At 39.9% G+C, this 18,803-nt stretch carries 20 protein-coding genes; 7 read left to right on the top strand and 13 right to left on the bottom strand.

Features of this window, described 5'->3' with window-relative positions:
* The first annotated feature begins 18 nt into the window (after nucleotides 1–18).
* On the top strand, nucleotides 19–378 hold the full coding sequence (locus BLO34_RS12040) for a hypothetical protein (RefSeq protein WP_090755635.1): 360 nt from the start codon (nucleotides 19–21) through the stop codon (nucleotides 376–378).
* 6 nt (nucleotides 379–384) lie between these two features.
* On the top strand, nucleotides 385–756 hold the full coding sequence (locus BLO34_RS12035) for a glyoxalase (RefSeq protein ID WP_090755633.1): 372 nt from the start codon (nucleotides 385–387) through the stop codon (nucleotides 754–756).
* 2 nt (nucleotides 757–758) lie between these two features.
* On the opposite strand, the gene BLO34_RS12030 is transcribed toward BLO34_RS12035, so the two are convergent.
* The 4 genes from BLO34_RS12030 to BLO34_RS12015 form a co-directional block, all read right to left on the bottom strand.
* Nucleotides 759–1,349, bottom strand: a complete 591-nt coding sequence (locus tag BLO34_RS12030; protein WP_157686807.1) for a hypothetical protein — start codon at nucleotides 1,347–1,349, stop codon at nucleotides 759–761.
* Nucleotides 1,350–1,436: 87 nt separating this feature from the next.
* The gene (gene rpmA, locus BLO34_RS12025) at nucleotides 1,437–1,700 is read right to left on the bottom strand and encodes a 50S ribosomal protein L27 (protein ID WP_090755613.1); all 264 of its coding nucleotides are present in this window, start codon (nucleotides 1,698–1,700) and stop codon (nucleotides 1,437–1,439) included.
* 46 nt (nucleotides 1,701–1,746) lie between these two features.
* Nucleotides 1,747–2,478, bottom strand: a complete 732-nt coding sequence (rplU, locus tag BLO34_RS12020; RefSeq protein WP_090755611.1) for a 50S ribosomal protein L21 — start codon at nucleotides 2,476–2,478, stop codon at nucleotides 1,747–1,749.
* Nucleotides 2,479–2,571: 93 nt separating this feature from the next.
* Nucleotides 2,572–3,051 (bottom strand): DUF4199 domain-containing protein, encoded by a 480-nt coding sequence (locus tag BLO34_RS12015; protein WP_231959488.1) that lies wholly within the window; start codon nucleotides 3,049–3,051, stop codon nucleotides 2,572–2,574.
* Between the two features lie 176 nt (nucleotides 3,052–3,227).
* Here BLO34_RS12015 and BLO34_RS12010 point away from each other — a divergent pair, with 176 nt between their 5' ends.
* Nucleotides 3,228–4,964, top strand: a complete 1,737-nt coding sequence (locus tag BLO34_RS12010) for an insulinase family protein (protein ID WP_090756650.1) — start codon at nucleotides 3,228–3,230, stop codon at nucleotides 4,962–4,964.
* Nucleotides 4,965–4,973: 9 nt separating this feature from the next.
* Nucleotides 4,974–7,040 carry a M16 family metallopeptidase gene (locus BLO34_RS12005; protein WP_090755610.1) on the top strand — a complete coding sequence of 689 codons (2,067 nt, stop codon included), beginning with the start codon at nucleotides 4,974–4,976 and terminating at the stop codon, nucleotides 7,038–7,040.
* Nucleotides 7,041–7,093: 53 nt separating this feature from the next.
* Here the strand turns inward: BLO34_RS12005 and BLO34_RS12000 are convergent, their stop codons facing one another.
* From BLO34_RS12000 to mutY, 5 genes are all read right to left on the bottom strand, one after another.
* Nucleotides 7,094–8,017 carry a DMT family transporter gene (locus tag BLO34_RS12000; protein WP_231959487.1) on the bottom strand — a complete coding sequence of 308 codons (924 nt, stop codon included), beginning with the start codon at nucleotides 8,015–8,017 and terminating at the stop codon, nucleotides 7,094–7,096.
* A 44-nt stretch (nucleotides 8,018–8,061) separates the two neighbouring features.
* Nucleotides 8,062–8,625, bottom strand: a complete 564-nt coding sequence (gene gldD, locus BLO34_RS11995; protein ID WP_090755608.1) for a gliding motility lipoprotein GldD — start codon at nucleotides 8,623–8,625, stop codon at nucleotides 8,062–8,064.
* The gene (locus tag BLO34_RS11990; RefSeq protein ID WP_090755607.1) at nucleotides 8,610–9,917 is read right to left on the bottom strand and encodes a gliding motility-associated protein GldE; all 1,308 of its coding nucleotides are present in this window, start codon (nucleotides 9,915–9,917) and stop codon (nucleotides 8,610–8,612) included. Before BLO34_RS11990 ends, gldD begins: the two co-directional genes overlap by 16 nt.
* Nucleotides 9,918–9,942: 25 nt before the next feature.
* On the bottom strand, nucleotides 9,943–10,410 hold the full coding sequence (locus BLO34_RS11985; protein ID WP_090755605.1) for a single-stranded DNA-binding protein: 468 nt from the start codon (nucleotides 10,408–10,410) through the stop codon (nucleotides 9,943–9,945).
* Between the two features lie 92 nt (nucleotides 10,411–10,502).
* The gene (mutY, locus tag BLO34_RS11980) at nucleotides 10,503–11,549 is read right to left on the bottom strand and encodes an A/G-specific adenine glycosylase (protein ID WP_090755603.1); all 1,047 of its coding nucleotides are present in this window, start codon (nucleotides 11,547–11,549) and stop codon (nucleotides 10,503–10,505) included.
* A gap of 129 nt (nucleotides 11,550–11,678) precedes the next feature.
* Between mutY and BLO34_RS11975 the strand changes: the two genes are divergently transcribed.
* The 3 genes from BLO34_RS11975 (at nucleotide 11,679) to BLO34_RS11965 (ending at nucleotide 14,373) form a co-directional block, all read left to right on the top strand.
* A complete protein-coding gene (locus BLO34_RS11975; protein WP_041495415.1) occupies nucleotides 11,679–11,969 on the top strand; it encodes an HU family DNA-binding protein in 291 nt (96 codons plus the stop codon).
* 256 nt (nucleotides 11,970–12,225) lie between these two features.
* Nucleotides 12,226–13,770: a ribonuclease E/G gene (locus tag BLO34_RS11970; RefSeq protein WP_090755602.1), complete on the top strand. Its 1,545-nt coding sequence runs from the start codon at nucleotides 12,226–12,228 to the stop codon at nucleotides 13,768–13,770.
* A gap of 123 nt (nucleotides 13,771–13,893) precedes the next feature.
* Complete coding sequence (locus BLO34_RS11965; RefSeq protein WP_090755600.1) at nucleotides 13,894–14,373, top strand: regulatory protein RecX; 480 nt, start codon at nucleotides 13,894–13,896, stop codon at nucleotides 14,371–14,373.
* Here the strand turns inward: BLO34_RS11965 and BLO34_RS11960 are convergent.
* From BLO34_RS11960 to BLO34_RS11945, 4 genes are all read right to left on the bottom strand, one after another.
* Entirely contained in the window at nucleotides 14,360–15,238 is an 879-nt protein-coding gene (locus BLO34_RS11960) for a cupin-like domain-containing protein (protein ID WP_090755599.1), read from the bottom strand. The genes BLO34_RS11965 and BLO34_RS11960 overlap by 14 nt on opposite strands.
* A gap of 264 nt (nucleotides 15,239–15,502) precedes the next feature.
* Complete coding sequence (gene bioB / locus BLO34_RS11955; protein WP_410503925.1) at nucleotides 15,503–16,603, bottom strand: biotin synthase BioB; 1,101 nt, start codon at nucleotides 16,601–16,603, stop codon at nucleotides 15,503–15,505.
* A gap of 2 nt (nucleotides 16,604–16,605) precedes the next feature.
* Nucleotides 16,606–17,568, bottom strand: coding sequence for an alpha/beta fold hydrolase (locus tag BLO34_RS11950; RefSeq protein WP_090756644.1), 963 nt, complete (start codon nucleotides 17,566–17,568; stop codon nucleotides 16,606–16,608).
* Nucleotides 17,569–17,641: 73 nt separating this feature from the next.
* A complete protein-coding gene (locus BLO34_RS11945; RefSeq protein WP_090755597.1) occupies nucleotides 17,642–18,769 on the bottom strand; it encodes a beta-ketoacyl synthase N-terminal-like domain-containing protein in 1,128 nt (375 codons plus the stop codon).
* Nucleotides 18,770–18,803 lie beyond the last annotated feature (34 nt).

Raw genomic sequence — 18,803 nt, 5'->3', positions numbered from 1 at the left:
TCCAACCTATTCACGTTTATGAAAACTTACATTTTCTCCTTTATCTGTATTGCAATTCTAGTCGCTTCTTGCAGCAATGATTTTCAACGAAGAACCATTGAAACTGAAAACCTCAGCGGATTCATAGAATCTGGAAACACGTTAGGCGTTTATAGCGATGCTGGGCTCAAGATTACCCAAGACTCCATACAAATGACCAACTGGCCCATTTCCAAACTTACAGAGTCTCTAAAAAACGTAATGGACACCGCTATCGCCACACCAGGTAAAGTAACAGATGTCTACACGATCCAAATAGCTAACAAAGGACAATTGGAGCAACGTGAATTTGTAGACTCATTGATCCATGTGTTTTCTAAAAATGGTTTGATTAATTAATAATCCATGAAAGCCAAATCTATACGACCGTTCATAGGTTCTGATAATTTTACAGTATCAAAAGAATTTTATAAACTAATAGGTTTTACTGAAACCTGGAGCTCAACTAATATGAGCTATTTTGATATGAATGATTTTGGTTTCTATCTACAAGACGCTCATGTCAAGGATTGGATTGACAACTCCATGCTATTTCTTGAAATAGATGATCTTGAGGAAACCTTGGAGCATCTAAAGTCTCTTAAACTCACAGATAAATATAAAAAGACCAAACTATCAGAAATCGTCCACAATGATTGGGGCAGCGAGTTCTTCCTGCATGATCCATCTGGTGTATTGTGGCATGTTGGGAGATTTATCGATAAATCAAATAATTAATTTCAATCTTCTAGCCTAATCCTTTTAGTGTTCTCAAATCTAAATTGATCTAAAGATTGTAGTTGTTCAGCAGTTCTAGCTTTCCATTCTTGAACTTTTGCATTATCACGACCACTGTCAGTCTCCTGCATAAGAGCTAATCGTTGCCTTGAAAATTCATTCATCATCTGATTACTCAAATTCTCTATTCCATCAGTACCTTTTAGAATTGATTTTCGATTAATAAATGCTTCTTTTCTAAATTTTCGAGCTTGAACTTCTGCCATGTCAAATTGCAGTTGTTGATATTCAATTTGAGATTCTATCTCATTCACGGTTTGAGTAGTATCAATCCATGAAGCATTGGTAATAAATTTATTCTCTATTTTCTGATTAAAATTTCGCTTTAAAAAGTCAAAACCACTAATAGAATGAGTGATCGCGAACTGGCTATAAATCTTATCAGAACTTTGATTTGCTATTGATTGTAGTTCAAAGTCATCCATTGTCAACTTCTCGTTACTTGTCCATAATTTTTCATTATCTGATACATTCTGGGCAATGACAAGAGAACTTGTCATCAATACAAGTAGCACTAATATTCTTTCTTTCATTATCATAATTTATGAAATCTATAATACAAAAATCCCGTCTCGATTGAACCAAGACGGGATTTTCAGTAAAATAAAGTTGATCAGCTATTAAGCTTGTCCAACTGGTACAATAGATACATAAGATCTATTGTTTCTCTTTTTAGTGAATTTTACCTCACCATCAACTTGTGCGTGTAACGTGTAGTCTTTACCAGCATATACGTTTTCACCTGGGTGGTGCTCCATACCGCGCTGACGGATGATGATATTACCAGCAATGGCTGGTTGTCCACCAAAAATCTTAACACCTAGGCGTTTTGATTCTGATTCTCTTCCGTTTTTCGAACTACCTACTCCTTTTTTGTGAGCCATGATAATTTATTTTAATGTCTCGATACTTACCGAGAACGGTTAGACTTTATTTTTCAACGCCGCCGTCTAGACGATCTTGAAGTTCTTGTAATTCATCCCATTTACCGTCTGCGGCAAGTTGGGCTTGCTGTGGCCATGTGTCAGGAACGTGGTTACCACGAACGTCTGCAATGATTTCAGCAATTTTTTCTGGAGTTGATTTTGCAATGTCTGCATAAGTTGCTAGACCAGCTTCAGCTAGTGTGGAAGCAATTTTTGGACCTACTCCTTCAATTTTTTTAAGATCATCTCCACCTTTGGCGGCTGCTTTCTTAGCTGGTGCCTTTTTTGCTGGAGCTTCTTTTTTCTCAACTTTACCTTTAGGAGCTTCTTCTGCTTTTACAGGAGCTGCTTTCTTTGCAGGTTCAGTTTTTTCTGTTTTCGCTTTCGCGGAAGCGGTATCAGAAGAGTCTTTCTTCTTTCCACCTTTTACGGAAATGCTTGAAATCTGGATCTGAGACATATACTGTCTGTGACCGTTTTTCTTGCGGTATCCTTTTCTACGTTTTTTCTTAAAAACGATTACTTTGTCACCCTTAAGGTGTCCCAGAACTTTTGCTTCAGCAAATGCTCCTTCTATAGCTGGGGCGCCGAGTGTGATGTTGTCGCCGTCACCTATCATAAGGATCTTATCGATGGAAACCGTAGCTCCTTCGTCCTCTTGTAAGCGATGTACGAACAACTTCTGATCTTTCTCGATCTTGAATTGTTGCCCTGCTATCTCTACGATTGCGTACATAATGATTAATTAATGTGAATAATTTCGGGCTGCAAATATACTGCTATTGGTCAAATAACCAAAGTTATACACATTTATTAAACAGCTTGAATTCTAGTGCTTATCATTCATAGGTTCCTGCTCTGCACGAACCTTTCTAGTATTCCATGATTGCTTGTAGATAGGAATGACTAATAATGAAACGACAATACTGGTAGCAAGACCAGATAAGAAAATGAACAGCAACAACGCCACCTCAATACCTTGACCGGCAATAGTCACCTGTTCTTCCAACTGCTCTGCAAGATCAGGATTGATCTCAAATAGGTAAATCGCCATGAAGATAGTGTAGATGGTTGTGGATATAAATCCTGCCTTGATTCCAGCCACAAAACCTTCCATATATTCAAAATGCTCCTTGTCGTGTTCATATACATCTCTTATAACAAAGAACAGACCTACACCGACGATGACTGCATTAAAAAATGATAACCAACTTTCTGCGCCATATCCTATTATATCTATCAAGACAAAATAAACGATAAGGGCGACCGCGATTAGAATGGCGTATTTAATGGTGTTTGATTTTTTCATGGTTGATTTGATTGGTAAAGGGATAAAATTCGGATATATCTGGCGTAGCACCTAATCTTTTGAAATTACTTTAACGGTATAAATCAGCATTCCTTACTATTATTAGATTTAAATGAAAAGTGTAACGTTCCGATTAAATGCTACACTCATGTATATATAAATGTAAAAAAAATCAAATGAACAAAATTATCTTAGGTCTTGTGGTTGCCTTTTTGAGCGCTACAGGATTTGCCCAAAAGGTAGAATTTACAGAATATGACCTTGAAAACGGTCTTCATGTTATTCTACATCAAGAAAATGCAGCGCCTGTTGTAACCGTTGGTGTTATGTATCAAGTAGGTGCTAAAGATGAAGAGCCAGGAAGAACTGGTTTTGCCCACTTTTTTGAACACCTTCTTTTTGAAGGAACAGAAAATGTAGAGCGAGGAGAGTGGTTCAATATTGTAGCTGCAAATGGTGGTAGCAATAATGCCAATACTACTCAAGATCGTACTTATTACTACGAAACATTTCCTTCCAACAAGCTTGAGTTAGGATTATGGATGGAAAGTGAGCGTATGTTACATCCTAAAATTGAACAAATAGGTGTTGACACACAAAACGAAGTAGTTAAGGAAGAGAAGCGCCAGCGCATAGACAATGCACCATATGGAGCAATAATCTATAGAACTGGAATTGACAAGCACTTATTCAAAAAACATCCATACGGACAATCTGTGATAGGTTCCATGGCAGATCTTGATGCTGCTAAATTGGAAGAGTTTCAGTCCTTCAACGATAAATACTACAATCCTAACAACGCTACACTAGTAGTTGCTGGAGATATTGATGTCAAGGATACCAAAAAAATGATCGAGGATTACTTTGGTACTATTGAGAACAAAGCACCTCGTAATAATAGAACGGTAATCAAAGAAGATCCAATCACAAAAACTAGATATGCAACTGAATATGATGCAAACATCCAGATTCCTGCAAAGATCTTTTCTTATGTAACTCCTAAGTCAATTGATCGCGACGCTTACGTTTTAGATTACATATCACAAGTTTTGACTGGTGGTAATAGCTCTAGAATGCAAAAACGTATGGTTGAAGATGAAAAAATTGCTTTTCAGGTATTAGCATTTAATTCTGCTAACCAGGATTATGGTACTTATACTATGGGCGCTCTTGCGAAAGGTGACACAGAATTAAGCAAGCTTGCAACAGTTATGGATGAAGAAATCAAAAAGCTTCAAACCACGCTTATTTCAGAACGTGAATACCAAAAATTACAAAATCAATTTGAAGCGCAGTACATCAATTCAAATTCTAGAGTACAAGGTATTGCGAGTTCACTGGCGTCTTATAATATGTTACAGGGCGATACAGATCGTATCAACAAAGAATTGGAAATCTACAAAAGCGTTACTAGAGAAGACATCAAAAGAGCTGCTAACCAGTACTTAAATCCTAACCAGAGATTGGAATTGGATTATCTAGCCGGTCAAGCACCTACAGACATGGATGATGCTGAAGACGAAGTAGAACAAATGAAAAACGAGATGATGGCGACAGGCACAGATAAAATGTCTGACAAAATATTCTTTGATTATAACCAAGCTACTTTGACCGCAGAATCTAAAAAGGAGTTGGACAAGATGGCTCAAGTGATGAAACAAGATGAAAGCATTATGCTCACAGCAGAAACCTTTACAGATAGTCGCGGTAGTGATTCTTATAATATGGCTTTGTCAGAAAAAAGATCTGCAGCTGTTATTGGATATTTAGTAGGAAAAGGAATTGCTGCTAATAGATTAAAAGGAGTTGGACGCGGTGAGGCTAATCCTGTTGTTGACTGTAGTACGATGAATTGTACATCAGAACAATATGAGCAATCAAGAAGAACTGAGTTTACAATCACAAAAAAATAATTGAAGACAATGAAAAAGCATATCAATATATTAATGGCCGTTCTTTTTATAGGAACCAGCGCCATCGCACAAATAGATCGATCCAAGATTCCTACATCTGGACCAACTCCTGAAATTAATCTAGGAGAACCAGATACGTTTGATTTGGATAATGGATTAGAAGTTCTTGTGGTTACAGACCGCAAACTTCCAACGATTACTATGAGTCTGGACCTTAACAATCCACCTATAGTAGAAGGAGACAAAACTGGTGTTCAATCACTAACAGGTTCTATCATGGGAAAAGGAACCACAAAAACTCCAAAAGAAAAATTCAATGAAGAGGTAGATTATTTGGGAGCAAGAATCAGTGTAGGTACCGGTGGAGGTTATGTTTCTACATTATCTAAATATACCGATAAGGTAATGGGACTTTTTGCAGAGGCTGCATTGAATCCTAACTTCACACAAGAAGAATTAGAAACTGAAAAATCTCAATTGATCGAAGGGATCAAATCTGGAGAGAATAGTGCTGCAGCAATTGCTGGTACAGTTCGTAATGCTCTAGCTTATGGAAAAAACCACGCAGCTGGAGAGTTTGCTACTGAAGAAAGCATCAACAATGTAACACTAGCAGATGTCAAAAAATTCTACAGCGATTATTTCGTACCTAACAATGCTTATTTACTAATCAGTGGTGACATTGATAAAAAAGAAGCTAAAAAGCTAGTTGAGAAATATTTCAAGGACTGGAAGGCAAAAGAAGCTCCAAAAGCAAATCTGCCAGAAGTTACCGACGTATCCACAACTGAAATTGACTTTATAGACGTTCCTAACGCCGTTCAAACAGAACTTGCCGTAATCAACACTTCAGAATTAAAGATGAAGGATGAAGATTACCACGCTGCATTAGTAGCAAACTACATCTTTGGAGGTGGTTTTGGTTCTTATTTGAATATGAACTTGCGTGAAAAGAATGGGTATACATACGGTGCAGGATCCGGATTAGGTGCTGGTAGAGATTACAAATCTACTTTTAGAGCAACAACAAAAGTGCGTAACGAGGTAACTGATAGCGCTGTTGTTGAAACGTTCAAAGAATTGGATCGCATCAAGACTACTTTCGTTTCTGATGAAGATCTTTCAAACGCAAAGGCAAAATTCTTAGGTAGCTTCATCATGCAGTCAGAAGATAAATCAGTAGTTGCAGATCGTGCTATCACGATTCGTACGAATGATCTTGACGAGGATTTCTACAAAGATTTCATCGCAAACATCAATGCTGTAACAAAAGAAGATGTTAAGCGTGTAGCTAACAAATATTTCAAAACAGACAACATGAGAGTTGTCCTTGTTGGAAAAGCTAGCGACGTACTTGAAAACCTAGAGGCCATGAAGGTGAATGGTAAAACATTACCTATCAAATTCTATGACAAGGAAGCTAACCCAACTGAGCGTCCATCGACGATTTCTGTTCCAGAAGGAACTACTGTAAATACCGTATTTGCAGATTACATCAAAGCTATTGGTGGCCGTGACAATGTTGCTGCTGTAAAATCTACAGCATTGATAGGATCGGCAAGTTCACCAATGGGTGAGATTGTTCTTAATGTCAAAAAGACCAATGATAATAAATTTAGCCAGACCGTAACTGTTGGTGGTAACGTAGTCTCAAAGCAAGTTTATGCAAACGGTAAAGGAAAAGTAGGCGGTATGCAGGGTAATGCAGAACTAGAAGGAGAACAACTTGCAGCAGTTGCAGATGAGGCTGTTCTTTTCCCAGAATACACATTTCCAGATCAAGGTGAACTTGTTGGTGCAGAAAAAATGGGTGACCAGACTGTTTATGTAATTAAATGGTCAGATACTAAAAAGACATTCTATGATATGAATTCTGGTCTTTTGGTAGGTCAAGAAAACACTGTGAAAGCTCAAGGTCAGGAATTCAAAACATTGATCAAATACGACAACTACAAAGAAGTTAAAGGTGTCAAGTATCCTATGACAATCATTCAGCAAATGGCTGGACGTGATATGAGATTTGACATTAATACCGTACGTGTAAACGAAGGTGTCGTTGATGCAGATTTTGAATAGATAATAACTTCGCTTTCGCGAAAGCGAAAAACAGCACAATCAAAAGCCAGTCTCTAATCAGAGGCTGGTTTTTTCTTTTCACGAGTTACTAGAATGACGGCGAGAATAATAACTCCAGTAGCTAGCACCTGCCAGATTGAGAAGTCTTCTCCATCCAATATTCCCCAAGTCAATCCTATAACTGGCATTAAGTAGGTGACACTACTAGCAAAAACTGGCGAAGTCATTTGCACCAGCTTATTAAACATAATTTTTGCAGCAACGGTTCCAAAAATGCAAAGGATTACTATAAACCCTAAGCTGCGTAGTACCGCGTCAGATGTAAAGTCAAGACGATCACCATCTGCCCAGAAAAATACGATCAACGCCAGCGGTAGGATAAATACAAAATTAGCAGTCGCGATAGCGAGAGGTTTGATGTTTTGTAAATACCTCTTAATAATGTTCACGTTACTGGCATAGCAGCAGCACGCAATGAGAATAATACCCGCAAACAAATAATTCTGACCTGGATTGTTTTCCATTCCAGCAAGCACTAAACAAACTGCGCCTGTTAAACCAATAATGACGCCCAACAGCTGCCGCTTTGAAAAGCTAATCCCAAATAAAACTGCTCCCAAGATCAAGGTAATGAGCGGTATTGTAGAGTTCAATATGGCGCTGATCGCGCTATCTATTTCGGTTTGTGCATAGGCAAATAAAAATGCAGGGAAGAAGGTTCCCAGTAAACCAGAAAGAGCAAGCCATGGCCAGTCTTTACGACGTGTTTTGGCAAATGAATTCCAGCCTATGGATATAAGAATCACTCCAGATACCATGGTGCGCAATGCTCCCAATTGCAGCGGTTGCAGGGTCAAATTGCCATCTCCATCCTGACCCAATGCCTTTTTGATAAGAATAAAAGAGGTTCCCCAGATGATACTTAGAATAACTAGGTAAATGTACTTGAGTCTGGAATTGGGAATATTAAAAGGCATGACACAAAGGTCTGACTTTAAAGCCTAGCATTACAGAGTTTATTTTATTTCCACCTCAGGCTCTCCATCATCTTGAACATGTCTTTCTTGACATAATCAACTGCGGGCAAAATGGAATCATAATTAGGCTCTCTATTAAAGTACAACGCTGCCGTAAGAAAGTGTTTGGTACTGTCTGTCGCATAGAACTGTACATTTGACGCCGCATTGCCCTCAACACCATACAACATTCCGTAGACACGCTTCTCTGGGTTTAAATATGGGTTCTCGCTTATTGCGTCTGCCATCTGGTTATGATTGTAGGATAATTTCTGCCCATCAATGAGCAACTGTCGCAAATTGCTATCCACGGCGCGGTAGGTCAAGTAGATTTTGGCATCCAGCTCAGGATAAGATATAGAAGATGAATAGTCGTTATTCGCTTTCGCGAAAGCGGACTCATTAAAATCAAACGTATAAGGTAAATCCTTATCTAGTGATCTATAAACGGGTCTGGAATAATTCAGGGCAAGTTGAGCATCTGGTTTAGGTACTGGCGCATCACCACCACAACTTGCGAGCAGCGTGAGGATGAAAATAAATATTACAGATCTTAAGGTGTTGTACACTTGATTTGTTTGATGCGTTTCTTGTCCATGGACTCTATGATAAACGTGTATCCTTCAAAGATTATTTTATCGAGTTTACGTGGGAAATGACCTGTTTGCTCTAGCAGAAAGCCTGCTAGTGTTTCAGATTCACCTTTGCCAACTTCAAAAAGCAGCATGGATTCTTCTTCCAGTTTAAGAATACGGTAGAAATCCTTAATGGACGTCTTGCCTTCAAAGATATAATTGCGCTCATCTAACTTGCTATAGATAAGATTCTCGTCATCAAACTCATCGCTTATATCACCTACGATTTCTTCAATGATATCTTCTAACGATATAAGTCCGCTGGTGCCGCCATATTCATCTACCACAATGGCAAGATGCTTTTTCTGTTCCTGAAAATCCTGTAGCAAGTCATCTAGCTTCTTGTTTTCCGGTACAAAGTAAGCTTCGCGCAACAGTTTAGTCCATTCGAAATTCTTGCGATCTATGTAAGGCAAAAGATCCTTGACGTAAAGAATCCCGGTAATATTATCAACGCTTTCTTTGAAAACAGGAATACGCGAGTAACCGTTATCTACGACTTGAGGAATAATTTCCTTGAAGGTAAGATTTTCATCCAGCGCAAAAACATCTGTACGGTTGCGCATAACGTTCTTGGTATCTGTTAAGCCAAAGCTTACAATTCCCTGCAAAAGCTGCTGTTCTTCGTCTGTTGTATCGTTCTCATCTGTAAGTTCAAGCGCTTGAGACAATTGCGATACGGTAATATTTGATTTCTTACTTCCTAATCGATCTTGAATCTGCAGTGTCACATAACGCATAGGCAAGCTCATAAAGCTGAATAGCTTATCCAGCACATTGAGCGGTATCGCCATAAAGTTGGCAAAACCTATGGGGTTTCTATTGGCATATACCTTTGGGAAAATCTCGCCAAAAAGCAATATCAAAAAGGTTACGGCTCCTACTTCCAATACAAACCTGATCCATTCGGTCTCCAACCCACCGAACCAGACTTCTGCAAGAATACTGAATATCAATACAGACGTTATATTGATCGCATTGTTTGCAATCAAAATGGTTGCGAGCAACTTTTTGGGTCTGTCCAGTAGTTTTGCGACTATGGCTTTCTTTGAGAAAGCTGGATTATCTTCTTCAAGCTCTGTATTGCTCAAGGAGAAAAGAGCCACCTCTGCACCGCTAATAAGTGCGCTAAAAATGAGTAGCAAGATAAAAACGCCCAGATAGATCAACTGTTCTGGTTGATATACAAGTAGCAATTGATTCAATGGCAATGGGTCAGGATCCAAGTTCTATAAATTGGTTGGGTAAAAATTAAAATGGCAAGTCATCGTCCTCATCGTCCGCCATGGATTGTGCGGCAGGTGCTTTAGACTGTGCAGGTGTGCTGTTATTAGCAGGTTGCGATGATTGAGGTGCACTGCTTCCAGAAGCTGTGTTCTCGTTTTTTGGAGTAAGGAAGGTGAACTCCTGCACTTGAATTTCAGTGGTATAACGTTGCTGGCCATCCTCACCAGTCCATTGACGGGATTTTATACGACCTTCAATATAGACTTTGTCGCCTTTGTGTAGATATTTCTCACAAACCTCTGCAGCCTTATTGCGCACCACGCAGTTGTGCCACTCTGTATTGGAAACGCGCTCGCCGGTGTTGCGGTTCATGTATTCTTCATTAGTTGCCAGTGGGAAGCGACCTATACAATTGCCACCTTCAAAATATTTCATTTTGACCTCATCGCCTGTGTGGCCTATGAGCATCACCTTGTTCAACGTTCCTGCCATAATTAGTCTGTATTGATTTTAAAAAAGTCTACAAATATAGAAAAAGCACGGGTCATACGCCTAGATAATATCGTGTTAAACAGTAGTTTAAATTAAGCTCGCTGCGGCCAGAATTGAGTCATAAAACGCTCCATGAGAATATGTAGCGGCTTGCTTCTCGCATCTTCAACATTGATGGCATCATCGACTTCTGTTTCTATGTGAATGATCCAGAAATAAGCGTGAATCTTGCGATGGCTCAACTTGTGAATGATGGGCTGTTGATTGTATACGCTTTCGCGAAAGCGAACACCATTATAAACATCCTTAAATTCTCGAGCAGTTGTAAGTTCCACGGGCAGCAATGCACCACTTGCCTCCACAAACGGAAACTCATAGAGCCCTGCCCAGATACCACTTTGTGGGCGTTCCTGCAGTACCGTTTTTCCCGAAGGTGTAATCGTGACCAGGTAGTGATGGAAAAGGTTGAGTACTTTGGTTTTCTTGATCTTTACCGGTAATTCCTCAATCCTGTTGTCTTTAAATGCCAGGCAATCTTGATGGAAGGGACAAATGTCACAATCAGGATTTTTGGGAACACACTGCAGCGCACCAAATTCCATGATGGCCTGATTGTGCGCCGCTGGATGGTCTGGATCTATTAACTTTTGAGCGAGCTTTTTGAACTCCTTAATACCACTTGTAGAATTGATGGGTGTGGCAATTCCATAGATTCTGGAAAGCACTCGGTAAACATTTCCATCGACAACGGCCACCGATTCATTAAATGCAAAACTTGCAATGGCAGCGGCCGTGTAATCGCCTATGCCCTTTAATTTGAGCAAATCAGCATAGCTATCTGGGAATTTGCCGCCATTCTCGACGACTTGCATGGCAGCAGCATGCAAATTTCTGGCTCTGGAGTAGTAACCTAGACCTTGCCACAACTTGAGGACTTCTTCCTGAGGTGCTGCGGCTAGTTTTTCCACATTTGGAAAAGTCTCTACAAATCGCTCATAGTACGGTAACCCTTGATTCACACGCGTTTGCTGCAAGATTATCTCGCTTAACCATATATAATAAGGATCAAGAGTATGTCGCCACGGTAGGTCCCTTTTATTTAGTTGATACCAAGAAATGAGCTTGTTAGAAAAATTCATAGATGCAAAAATGCCTTGTAGAAAGATATATCTTCTTAAAATTTAATCAATTAGGGATTTTTAAATTGCAATAAAGACTATATTTGCGCCCTGTTTCAGAAACCCTAATAATAAAATTTAACAGTAAACATGACTAAAGCAGATATCGTATCAAAAATTTCAGATAAACTGGGAATGGAGAAGACTGAGGTGCAAGCAGCAGTTGAATCCTTTATGGACGAAGTGAAAGGATCCCTTGAGACTGGCGAGAACGTCTACTTACGTGGTTTTGGTAGCTTCATTGTAAAAACTAGAGCTGAAAAAACTGGACGTAACATTTCCAAGAACACAACTATCAAAATACCTGCACACAATATACCGGCATTTAAACCTGCCAAAGTATTTGTTGAAGGTGTAAAATCAAACGTAAAAGTAAAGTAAAATATAAGAGATATGCCAAGCGGTAAAAAAAGAAAAAGACATAAGGTAGCGACCCACAAACGTAAAAAGCGTCGTCGCGCTAATCGTCACAAAAAGAAAAAGTAGTCTAGTACTACTTTTTCTTTTTTTGTTCTTTGACATAGGGTTGCATCGTACAACCCGTTCGGGAGACACACTATACAAATTAAGTGTGTCCAACTAAATGTATAATTTGTCACTTCTATATATCCTTAGAGGTGATTAAACAATTGGAATCATGGATAAAGAAATTATTATCCGTTCCGGTGCTACAAAAATCGATTATGCTCTTACCAAGAATGGTAGGCTAATCGAGCTTCATGCAGATGAAGATGAAAATAAGTTTGCGGTAAGCGATATTTTTATTGCCAAAACCCGCAAGGTGCTTTCTGGTCTCAATGCGTCCTTTGTGGATGTAGGTTATGAAAAAGATGGTTTTCTACACTATCACGACCTAGGACCAGGATATTTAACCCAACTTAAATTCACTAAACAAGTCATAAGCGGTAGACTTAAAAACTACGCTCTTAAAGACATAAAGGTTGAGAAAGAACTTGAGAAAAGCGGCTCTATTACAGATGTCGTTGCTCCCAACCAGCCTGTACTCGTACAGGTAGTAAAAGAACCCATATCCACAAAAGGACCTCGCCTCAGCGCAGAGCTTTCCCTTCCTGGACGTTATGTGGTTCTAGTTCCATTCTCTGACCGAATCTCCATATCCCAAAAGATTGAGGATCGAGAAGAAAAGAGTAGACTTAAAAGACTGGTAAAAAGTATTAAACCTGAAGGATTTGGTGTCATTGTGCGCACCGTTGCCAAAGGTAAATTAGTAGCAGAACTGGATCAGGATTTAACTAATCTAATGACTCGCTGGGAAAACATGTGCAGTAAACTACACCGCGCCAGTTATCCTACTAAGGTGATGTCAGAAGTTAGTCGTACCAATTCCCTCATGCGTGATGTCTTTAATGACAGCTATACGTCCATAATTGTGGATGATGAGGAAGTTTGCAATGAAATCAAGGATTACCTTAAGACCATTGCTCCACATAAAGAAAATATCGTAAAATACCACAACCCACGAGTTCCCATATTTGAAAAACATGGGATCGAGCGTCAGATCAAAACGTCATTTGGCCGTACCGTTTCTATGAGTAAAGGTGCTTACCTAGTCATAGAACATACAGAAGCTATGCACGTGATAGACGTCAACTCTGGTAACCGTTCCAACAAGGCAGATAGCCAGGAGGATACGGCACTAGAGACCAACATGATCGCAGCTACAGAGATTGCTAGACAATTAAGACTGCGTGACATGGGCGGTATTATCGTAGTCGATTTTATCGATATGCGACAGGCAGGAAATCGCAAAAAGCTCTATGAGCACATGCGCGATGAAATGTCTGACGAGCGTGCAAAACATAAGATACTACCGGTATCAAAGTTTGGCTTGATACAAATCACGCGCCAGCGTGTGCGTCAAGAAGTCAACATCAAAACCAGGGAAGAAAATCCAGACGGTAATGGTGATGGTGAAATACAAGCACCAATTTTGACTATCCAAAAGATTACAGATGAGCTAGAACGCCATTTGAAGGCAGGAAAGAAAAAGGTAACGCTTCATGCGCATCCCTTTGTCGCTGCTTTTATCACAAAAGGCTACCCGTCAGTAAGGTCAAAATGGTTTGCAAAACATAGAAAGTGGATCAAGGTCATGCCTAGAGACGCATACACTTTTCTGGAATTTCATTTCACAGATAAGGATGGCAAAGAATTGCCCTAACGACTATTAAAACTATAAAACGCCTACAGGCTTGACTTGTAGGCGTTTTTTTGTTTAACCATTCATAGCAAATCACTATTGAGTAGCTTCCCTATTCCCTTTTACAATGTCTATTTTTATAACTTGAAAGAACCTCAAAAATCTTACAGCGTCGAAGAAGCCACAAGAGCCGCAGAACACTTTTGCGCCTATCAAGAGCGTTGCCATCAGGACGTAGAGCGCAAGCTTAAAAAGATTGGAATGATTGACGATGCCATTGATCAGATCATACCGCATTTATTGCAGCATAATTTTCTGAATGAAACTAGGTTTGCTAAGGTTTTTGCTGGTGGGAAATTCCGTATCAAGAAATGGGGTCGTGTTAGGATTGTGCGCGAACTGAAGATGCGTGGTTTGAATAAAAGAACCATTGATATAGGTCTTGCCGAGATTCCTGACGGAGATTACTTGAAGACTTTTGATTCGCTTTCGCGAAAGCGAGTCAGCCAACTCACAGAAACCAATAAATTCAAGCGACGCAAAAAACTCGCGGACTATCTACTCTATCGTGGCTGGGAATCACACCTAGTCTATGCCAAGGCCAAGGAACTTATTCCTGATTAATTTTCAATCGCTTGTTAGTGCGTGTAACAGCCTTCTCATTTTTATAATCGATCCAGTCCTGACCTTTCCAGCGGCGCATCAAATTATCATAATGTCGCATGATAAATATATTGTAAAGTGCCTTACTCAAGTTCTTGATCTTACGTGGGTATGATCTCAAGCTTATGGAAAAACCTGGATTGAGATAGTGCATATAATGCCAATAACCTTCTGGCATGTACAACATCTCACCGTGATTTAATTCACAAACGTGTCCTTGAACCTTTCTTAGGGCAGGCCACTTTTGAAGATCTGGATTACTAAAGTCAATATCCTCGCGAGTAATTAACGCGTTTGGAACTTTGTACATGAATTTGGATTGCGATGGATCCATGATAATACAACGCTTTTTACCGTGAAAGTGAAAGTGTAGGATGTTGGTGAAGTCAATATCGTAGTGCATGAACACCTTTGAATCTGTACCGCCAAAAAACATCATAGGCAACCCTTTGATCAGTTTCATTCCTAGATCTGGGTATTTGAAATCAGTTTGAAGGGATGGAACTTCCTTCATGATATTGTAGAGAAATATTCTGAAATTGGTTGGGCCCTTTTTGAGCAGATCAATGTAATCAGTCATCTTCATTTCGGCATGTGCTTGATTGAATCCTTCATCATGCTTTACTGGTCTATCATCATACAAAGGGACTGTTTTGTCTCCAGCGATCTTGTTGATGTATTCTAGATTCCACTTTTCGTAGGCTGGCCAGTCTTCTGTCAATTGCTCGATAACCACAGGTTTTTGTGGTTTCAGGTAATTTTTTATAAACTCCTTTTTAGAAAGGGTTTTGTATCTGGGTATTTCTTTGAGGTTCAACTCGCTCATCTATTACTGATCATTTTTGCCGAGTCAAACTCAGTCAATGCAATATACAAAAGGATTGCCAGCAGGTTTCTCAAAATTTATGTAAGGTCTAATCGTTTATTAAGCAGAAACTCAAATGAGGTTTTATATAAATACTAGCTCAATCAAAATTGCACACCATCTGACTCACTCGTTGCTTATAAGCGTTTCGAGAGAATCCATCCTCAACACGTTTAATAAACTAGCAAAGCGCACAGTCAATGGATGACTGATAGGCGATACAATTTATGGTTTCGCAGCCTTAGCCATTTCCTTGGCCTGCTCATTACGCTCAATCTTGTGATCTGGACGTGTCCAGCGAGGTTTCTCGCCTTGATCCTTGTATTTTGAATACTGAGCTTCCACGCTTTCTGGTTGTGCCTTTTTCACGAAAGGCTTCATAGGCTGTAATCCCAATAATTCGAACATTTCCATATCCTCGTTTACATCTGGATTAGGTGTGGTCAACAACTTATCACCAGCAAAAATGGAGTTAGCTCCAGCAAAGAAACACATCGCCTGCCCTTCACGACTCATATCTCTGCGACCGGCACTTAAACGAACTTGGGTTTGTGGCATTACAATTCTAGTGGTAGCTACCATACGTATCATTTCCCAGATGGAAACTGGTTGTTGCTCTTCCAGCGGTGTTCCTTCAACAGCCACCAAAGCATTGATAGGCGTACTTTCTGGTTGCGGACTCAAACTCGCAAGAGCCACAAGCATTCCTGCGCGATCTGCGACATCCTCACCCATTCCTATGATACCACCACTACAAACGGTCACATTGGTCTTACGTACGTTACCTATGGTGTCCAATCGGTCTTGATAACCTCTTGTGGAGATCACTTCCTTGTAGTATTCCTCACTACTGTCTAGATTGTGGTTGTAGGCATATAATCCAGCTTCTGCAAGACGGTGAGCTTGATTTTCTGTGATCATTCCCAGCGTACAGCAAACTTCCATGTCCAGTTTGTTAATGGTTCGCACCATTTCCAGTACTTGGTCAAATTCTGGTCCGTCCTTTACGTTTCTCCAGGCAGCTCCCATGCAAACTCTGGAACTTCCGCCTGATTTTGCGCGCAACGCCTGGGCTTTTACCTGCTGTACAGACATCAGATCGTTACCTTCAATATCAGTATGATAACGTGCGGCTTGCGGACAGTAGCCACAATCTTCTGGACAACCACCAGTTTTGATGGAAAGCAAGGTTGAAACCTGAACTTGGTTTGGGTTGTGATATTCCCTATGCACGGTCGCTGCGTCGTACAGCAATTCCATAATAGGCTTGTTATATATTTCAAGGACTTCTTCCTTAGTCCAGTCATGTCTTGGATTGGTCAACATATTCAATTTTTTATCTCAAAAAATTCTTCAAAAAGCTGATAGAATTTCTCTGGTTCTTCAAGGTATGGATTATGGCCACTTTGCTCAAACATTTCAAATTGAGCCTGTGGCATATAGGTTTTGTACTGGACAGCAAATTCTGGCGTAGAAACACCATCATATCTACCGGCAATTATTAAGGTCTTTGCTTCAACGTCCTTCAGTTTTCTACGATAATCCTGCTGGATCATACTACCGCTCACGTCAAAATCACCATCAGGTCCTATAATTTGTTCGTAGACCTCATTTGCCCAACCGCGATAATCGGTTGTGGGAACATTTTGCTGCAAATTAGTATTGTGGTAATAAATGTACTTGGTTGGAAAAGTACCGTATAAATCTTGTAATGGCTTATCTGTTGACACATATCCCAATGCTCTTAAGGAATCTACCTTTACCCATTTTTCTGGAAAATGGGTTTTTGCATAATGATTGTAACTATCACAGTTCGCCTGCCACATTGCACCACTATGAAAACCATTGATCAGCACCATCTTATCAAGTTTATCTCCGTATTTAATGGCATAAGCCTGCGCGGGAACGGTACCGTAGGAATGTCCCACGAGTGAGATTTTATCCAGGTCCAGATGTTTTCTGATCTTCTCAATCATCTCCACATCTGCATCGACGCTGTATTCATCCTTGTTTTTTGCGTTGTCTGACTTTCCTCTTCCCAACCAGTCAAAAAATACGACTTTGTTCGATTTATAATATTGTCCAAAATTGCCCTGCATGTAGTCGTGCGAGTTTCCCGGACCACCAGGCAAGAAAAATATGGCGTCACCATCGCCCTTCACTTCAAGATTTATTTTGTAGCCGTCGATAATCACGAACTCACTGCTGAATTGATCAAAGATGTTTGGGTCTATTTGCGCTTTAGCGAAAGCGGAACATATCAAAAACAATAAAACACCTGTAAACTTCATAAACTTATAGACCTGATTAGTGACCAACGGGCTGAATCAAAAATAAAACAAAATATGGCCAATCCTTATGTTGCTAATTTTCCTTTTCAATGAGAATGCTAACGCAATTGCCACCAAAACCGCTTGCATTGATCAAAATCTTGCTGGGCTGTGCGACGTTCCCTCGAGGATTCATCACCTGATCAGACATATAGGGAATTTGAGACATGGACTCACCGTTTAATAATTGCATCGCCATATAAATATTAACGGCAGCACTGGCACCTAAAGAATGTCCCAACTGCCACTTGTTATTAAATAAACGAGGATATACTTTTCCAAAAACGCTAGTAATGGCAGCCATCTCTGACGCATCGCCTTGAATAGTTCCTGGCGCATGGGTTATAATGGCGTCAATTTCCTCTAAAGAAATTTTACCGATGGCTTGTTTCATTGATTTTTGAAAACCTAAACCCTGTGAACTCATCGATGTAGCAGATTTCAATTGCTCTATCGCTGTTCCATAATCGGTGATTTTGATGCCATTTTGTGAGGGTTCTTTTGAAAGCAGCATGCAAGCTACAGCTTCTCCCAGAATCATTTGATTACTCGATTTATTCAGGTCTAAGGCACGGCAAGGATATTCACCTTTTTCTTTAGAATAGATTCTCAACGCCTTCATTTGAGCGATAGTGAAATCGGTTAGAGGTGCTTCAGTTCCACCAGCTATGAAACTGGTTGCCATGCCGCTTTCCAACCATGCGATCGCATTCAAAATCGAATGCGCTGCGGTAGCACAGGTAATGGAATGTGAAAATGCAGTAGATTCTGTACCCAAGTCTTGAGCTACCCAACTGCTTACATTACCCAAAGTCGTCAACGGTGATGTCTGTACAGGCACTTGTCCTGTTTTGATGAATTCTGCATGAAAATCTTCCCAGATGGTAGTAGCTCCACGACTAGATCCTATGTTTATAGCAACATCCTTTGAATCCAGTTTTAGCTTGCGTGCTGCAAGTATGACCATTAAGGTTGACCTGTCTAGTTTTTGGTATTGAGAATTTTCATCGCGTAAAGAGGAAATAGACTCCTCGTTTATTTTATCGAGCTTACCGACTATTGTTCCGTTTTGAGAGCAAAAAAAAGTCTGATCGCTATCAAATCCCATCTCGCCTAATGGAGATATTAATGAGGCGTCGTGTATGTAGATAGGGTTTTTCAATCGCTAGTTTCTGCTTGCAAAAATGGCAAAAGCT

Origin of the sequence: Nonlabens sp. Hel1_33_55, assembly GCF_900101765.1 — a bacterium.
In the GTDB taxonomy this organism is placed as follows: domain Bacteria; phylum Bacteroidota; class Bacteroidia; order Flavobacteriales; family Flavobacteriaceae; genus Nonlabens.
Note: the sequence above shows the minus strand (reverse complement) of the source record. Positions and strands in the feature narration are given on the sequence as shown.

Coding starts and splice junctions, on each gene's coding strand:
- BLO34_RS12040 (WP_090755635.1), top strand. CDS start 19: ATGAAAACTTACATTTTCTCCTTTATCTGTATTGCAATTCTAGTCGCT.
- BLO34_RS12035 (WP_090755633.1), top strand. CDS start 385: ATGAAAGCCAAATCTATACGACCGTTCATAGGTTCTGATAATTTTACA.
- BLO34_RS12030 (WP_157686807.1), bottom strand. CDS start 1,349: ATGAAAGAAAGAATATTAGTGCTACTTGTATTGATGACAAGTTCTCTT.
- rpmA (WP_090755613.1), bottom strand. CDS start 1,700: ATGGCTCACAAAAAAGGAGTAGGTAGTTCGAAAAACGGAAGAGAATCA.
- rplU (WP_090755611.1), bottom strand. CDS start 2,478: ATGTACGCAATCGTAGAGATAGCAGGGCAACAATTCAAGATCGAGAAA.
- BLO34_RS12015 (WP_231959488.1), bottom strand. CDS start 3,051: ATGAAAAAATCAAACACCATTAAATACGCCATTCTAATCGCGGTCGCC.
- BLO34_RS12010 (WP_090756650.1), top strand. CDS start 3,228: ATGAACAAAATTATCTTAGGTCTTGTGGTTGCCTTTTTGAGCGCTACA.
- BLO34_RS12005 (WP_090755610.1), top strand. CDS start 4,974: ATGAAAAAGCATATCAATATATTAATGGCCGTTCTTTTTATAGGAACC.
- BLO34_RS12000 (WP_231959487.1), bottom strand. CDS start 8,017: ATGCCTTTTAATATTCCCAATTCCAGACTCAAGTACATTTACCTAGTT.
- BLO34_RS11985 (WP_090755605.1), bottom strand. CDS start 10,410: ATGGCAGGAACGTTGAACAAGGTGATGCTCATAGGCCACACAGGCGAT.
- mutY (WP_090755603.1), bottom strand. CDS start 11,549: ATGAATTTTTCTAACAAGCTCATTTCTTGGTATCAACTAAATAAAAGG.
- BLO34_RS11975 (WP_041495415.1), top strand. CDS start 11,679: ATGACTAAAGCAGATATCGTATCAAAAATTTCAGATAAACTGGGAATG.
- BLO34_RS11970 (WP_090755602.1), top strand. CDS start 12,226: ATGGATAAAGAAATTATTATCCGTTCCGGTGCTACAAAAATCGATTAT.
- BLO34_RS11960 (WP_090755599.1), bottom strand. CDS start 15,238: ATGAGCGAGTTGAACCTCAAAGAAATACCCAGATACAAAACCCTTTCT.
- bioB (WP_410503925.1), bottom strand. CDS start 16,603: ATGTTGACCAATCCAAGACATGACTGGACTAAGGAAGAAGTCCTTGAA.
- BLO34_RS11950 (WP_090756644.1), bottom strand. CDS start 17,568: ATGAAGTTTACAGGTGTTTTATTGTTTTTGATATGTTCCGCTTTCGCT.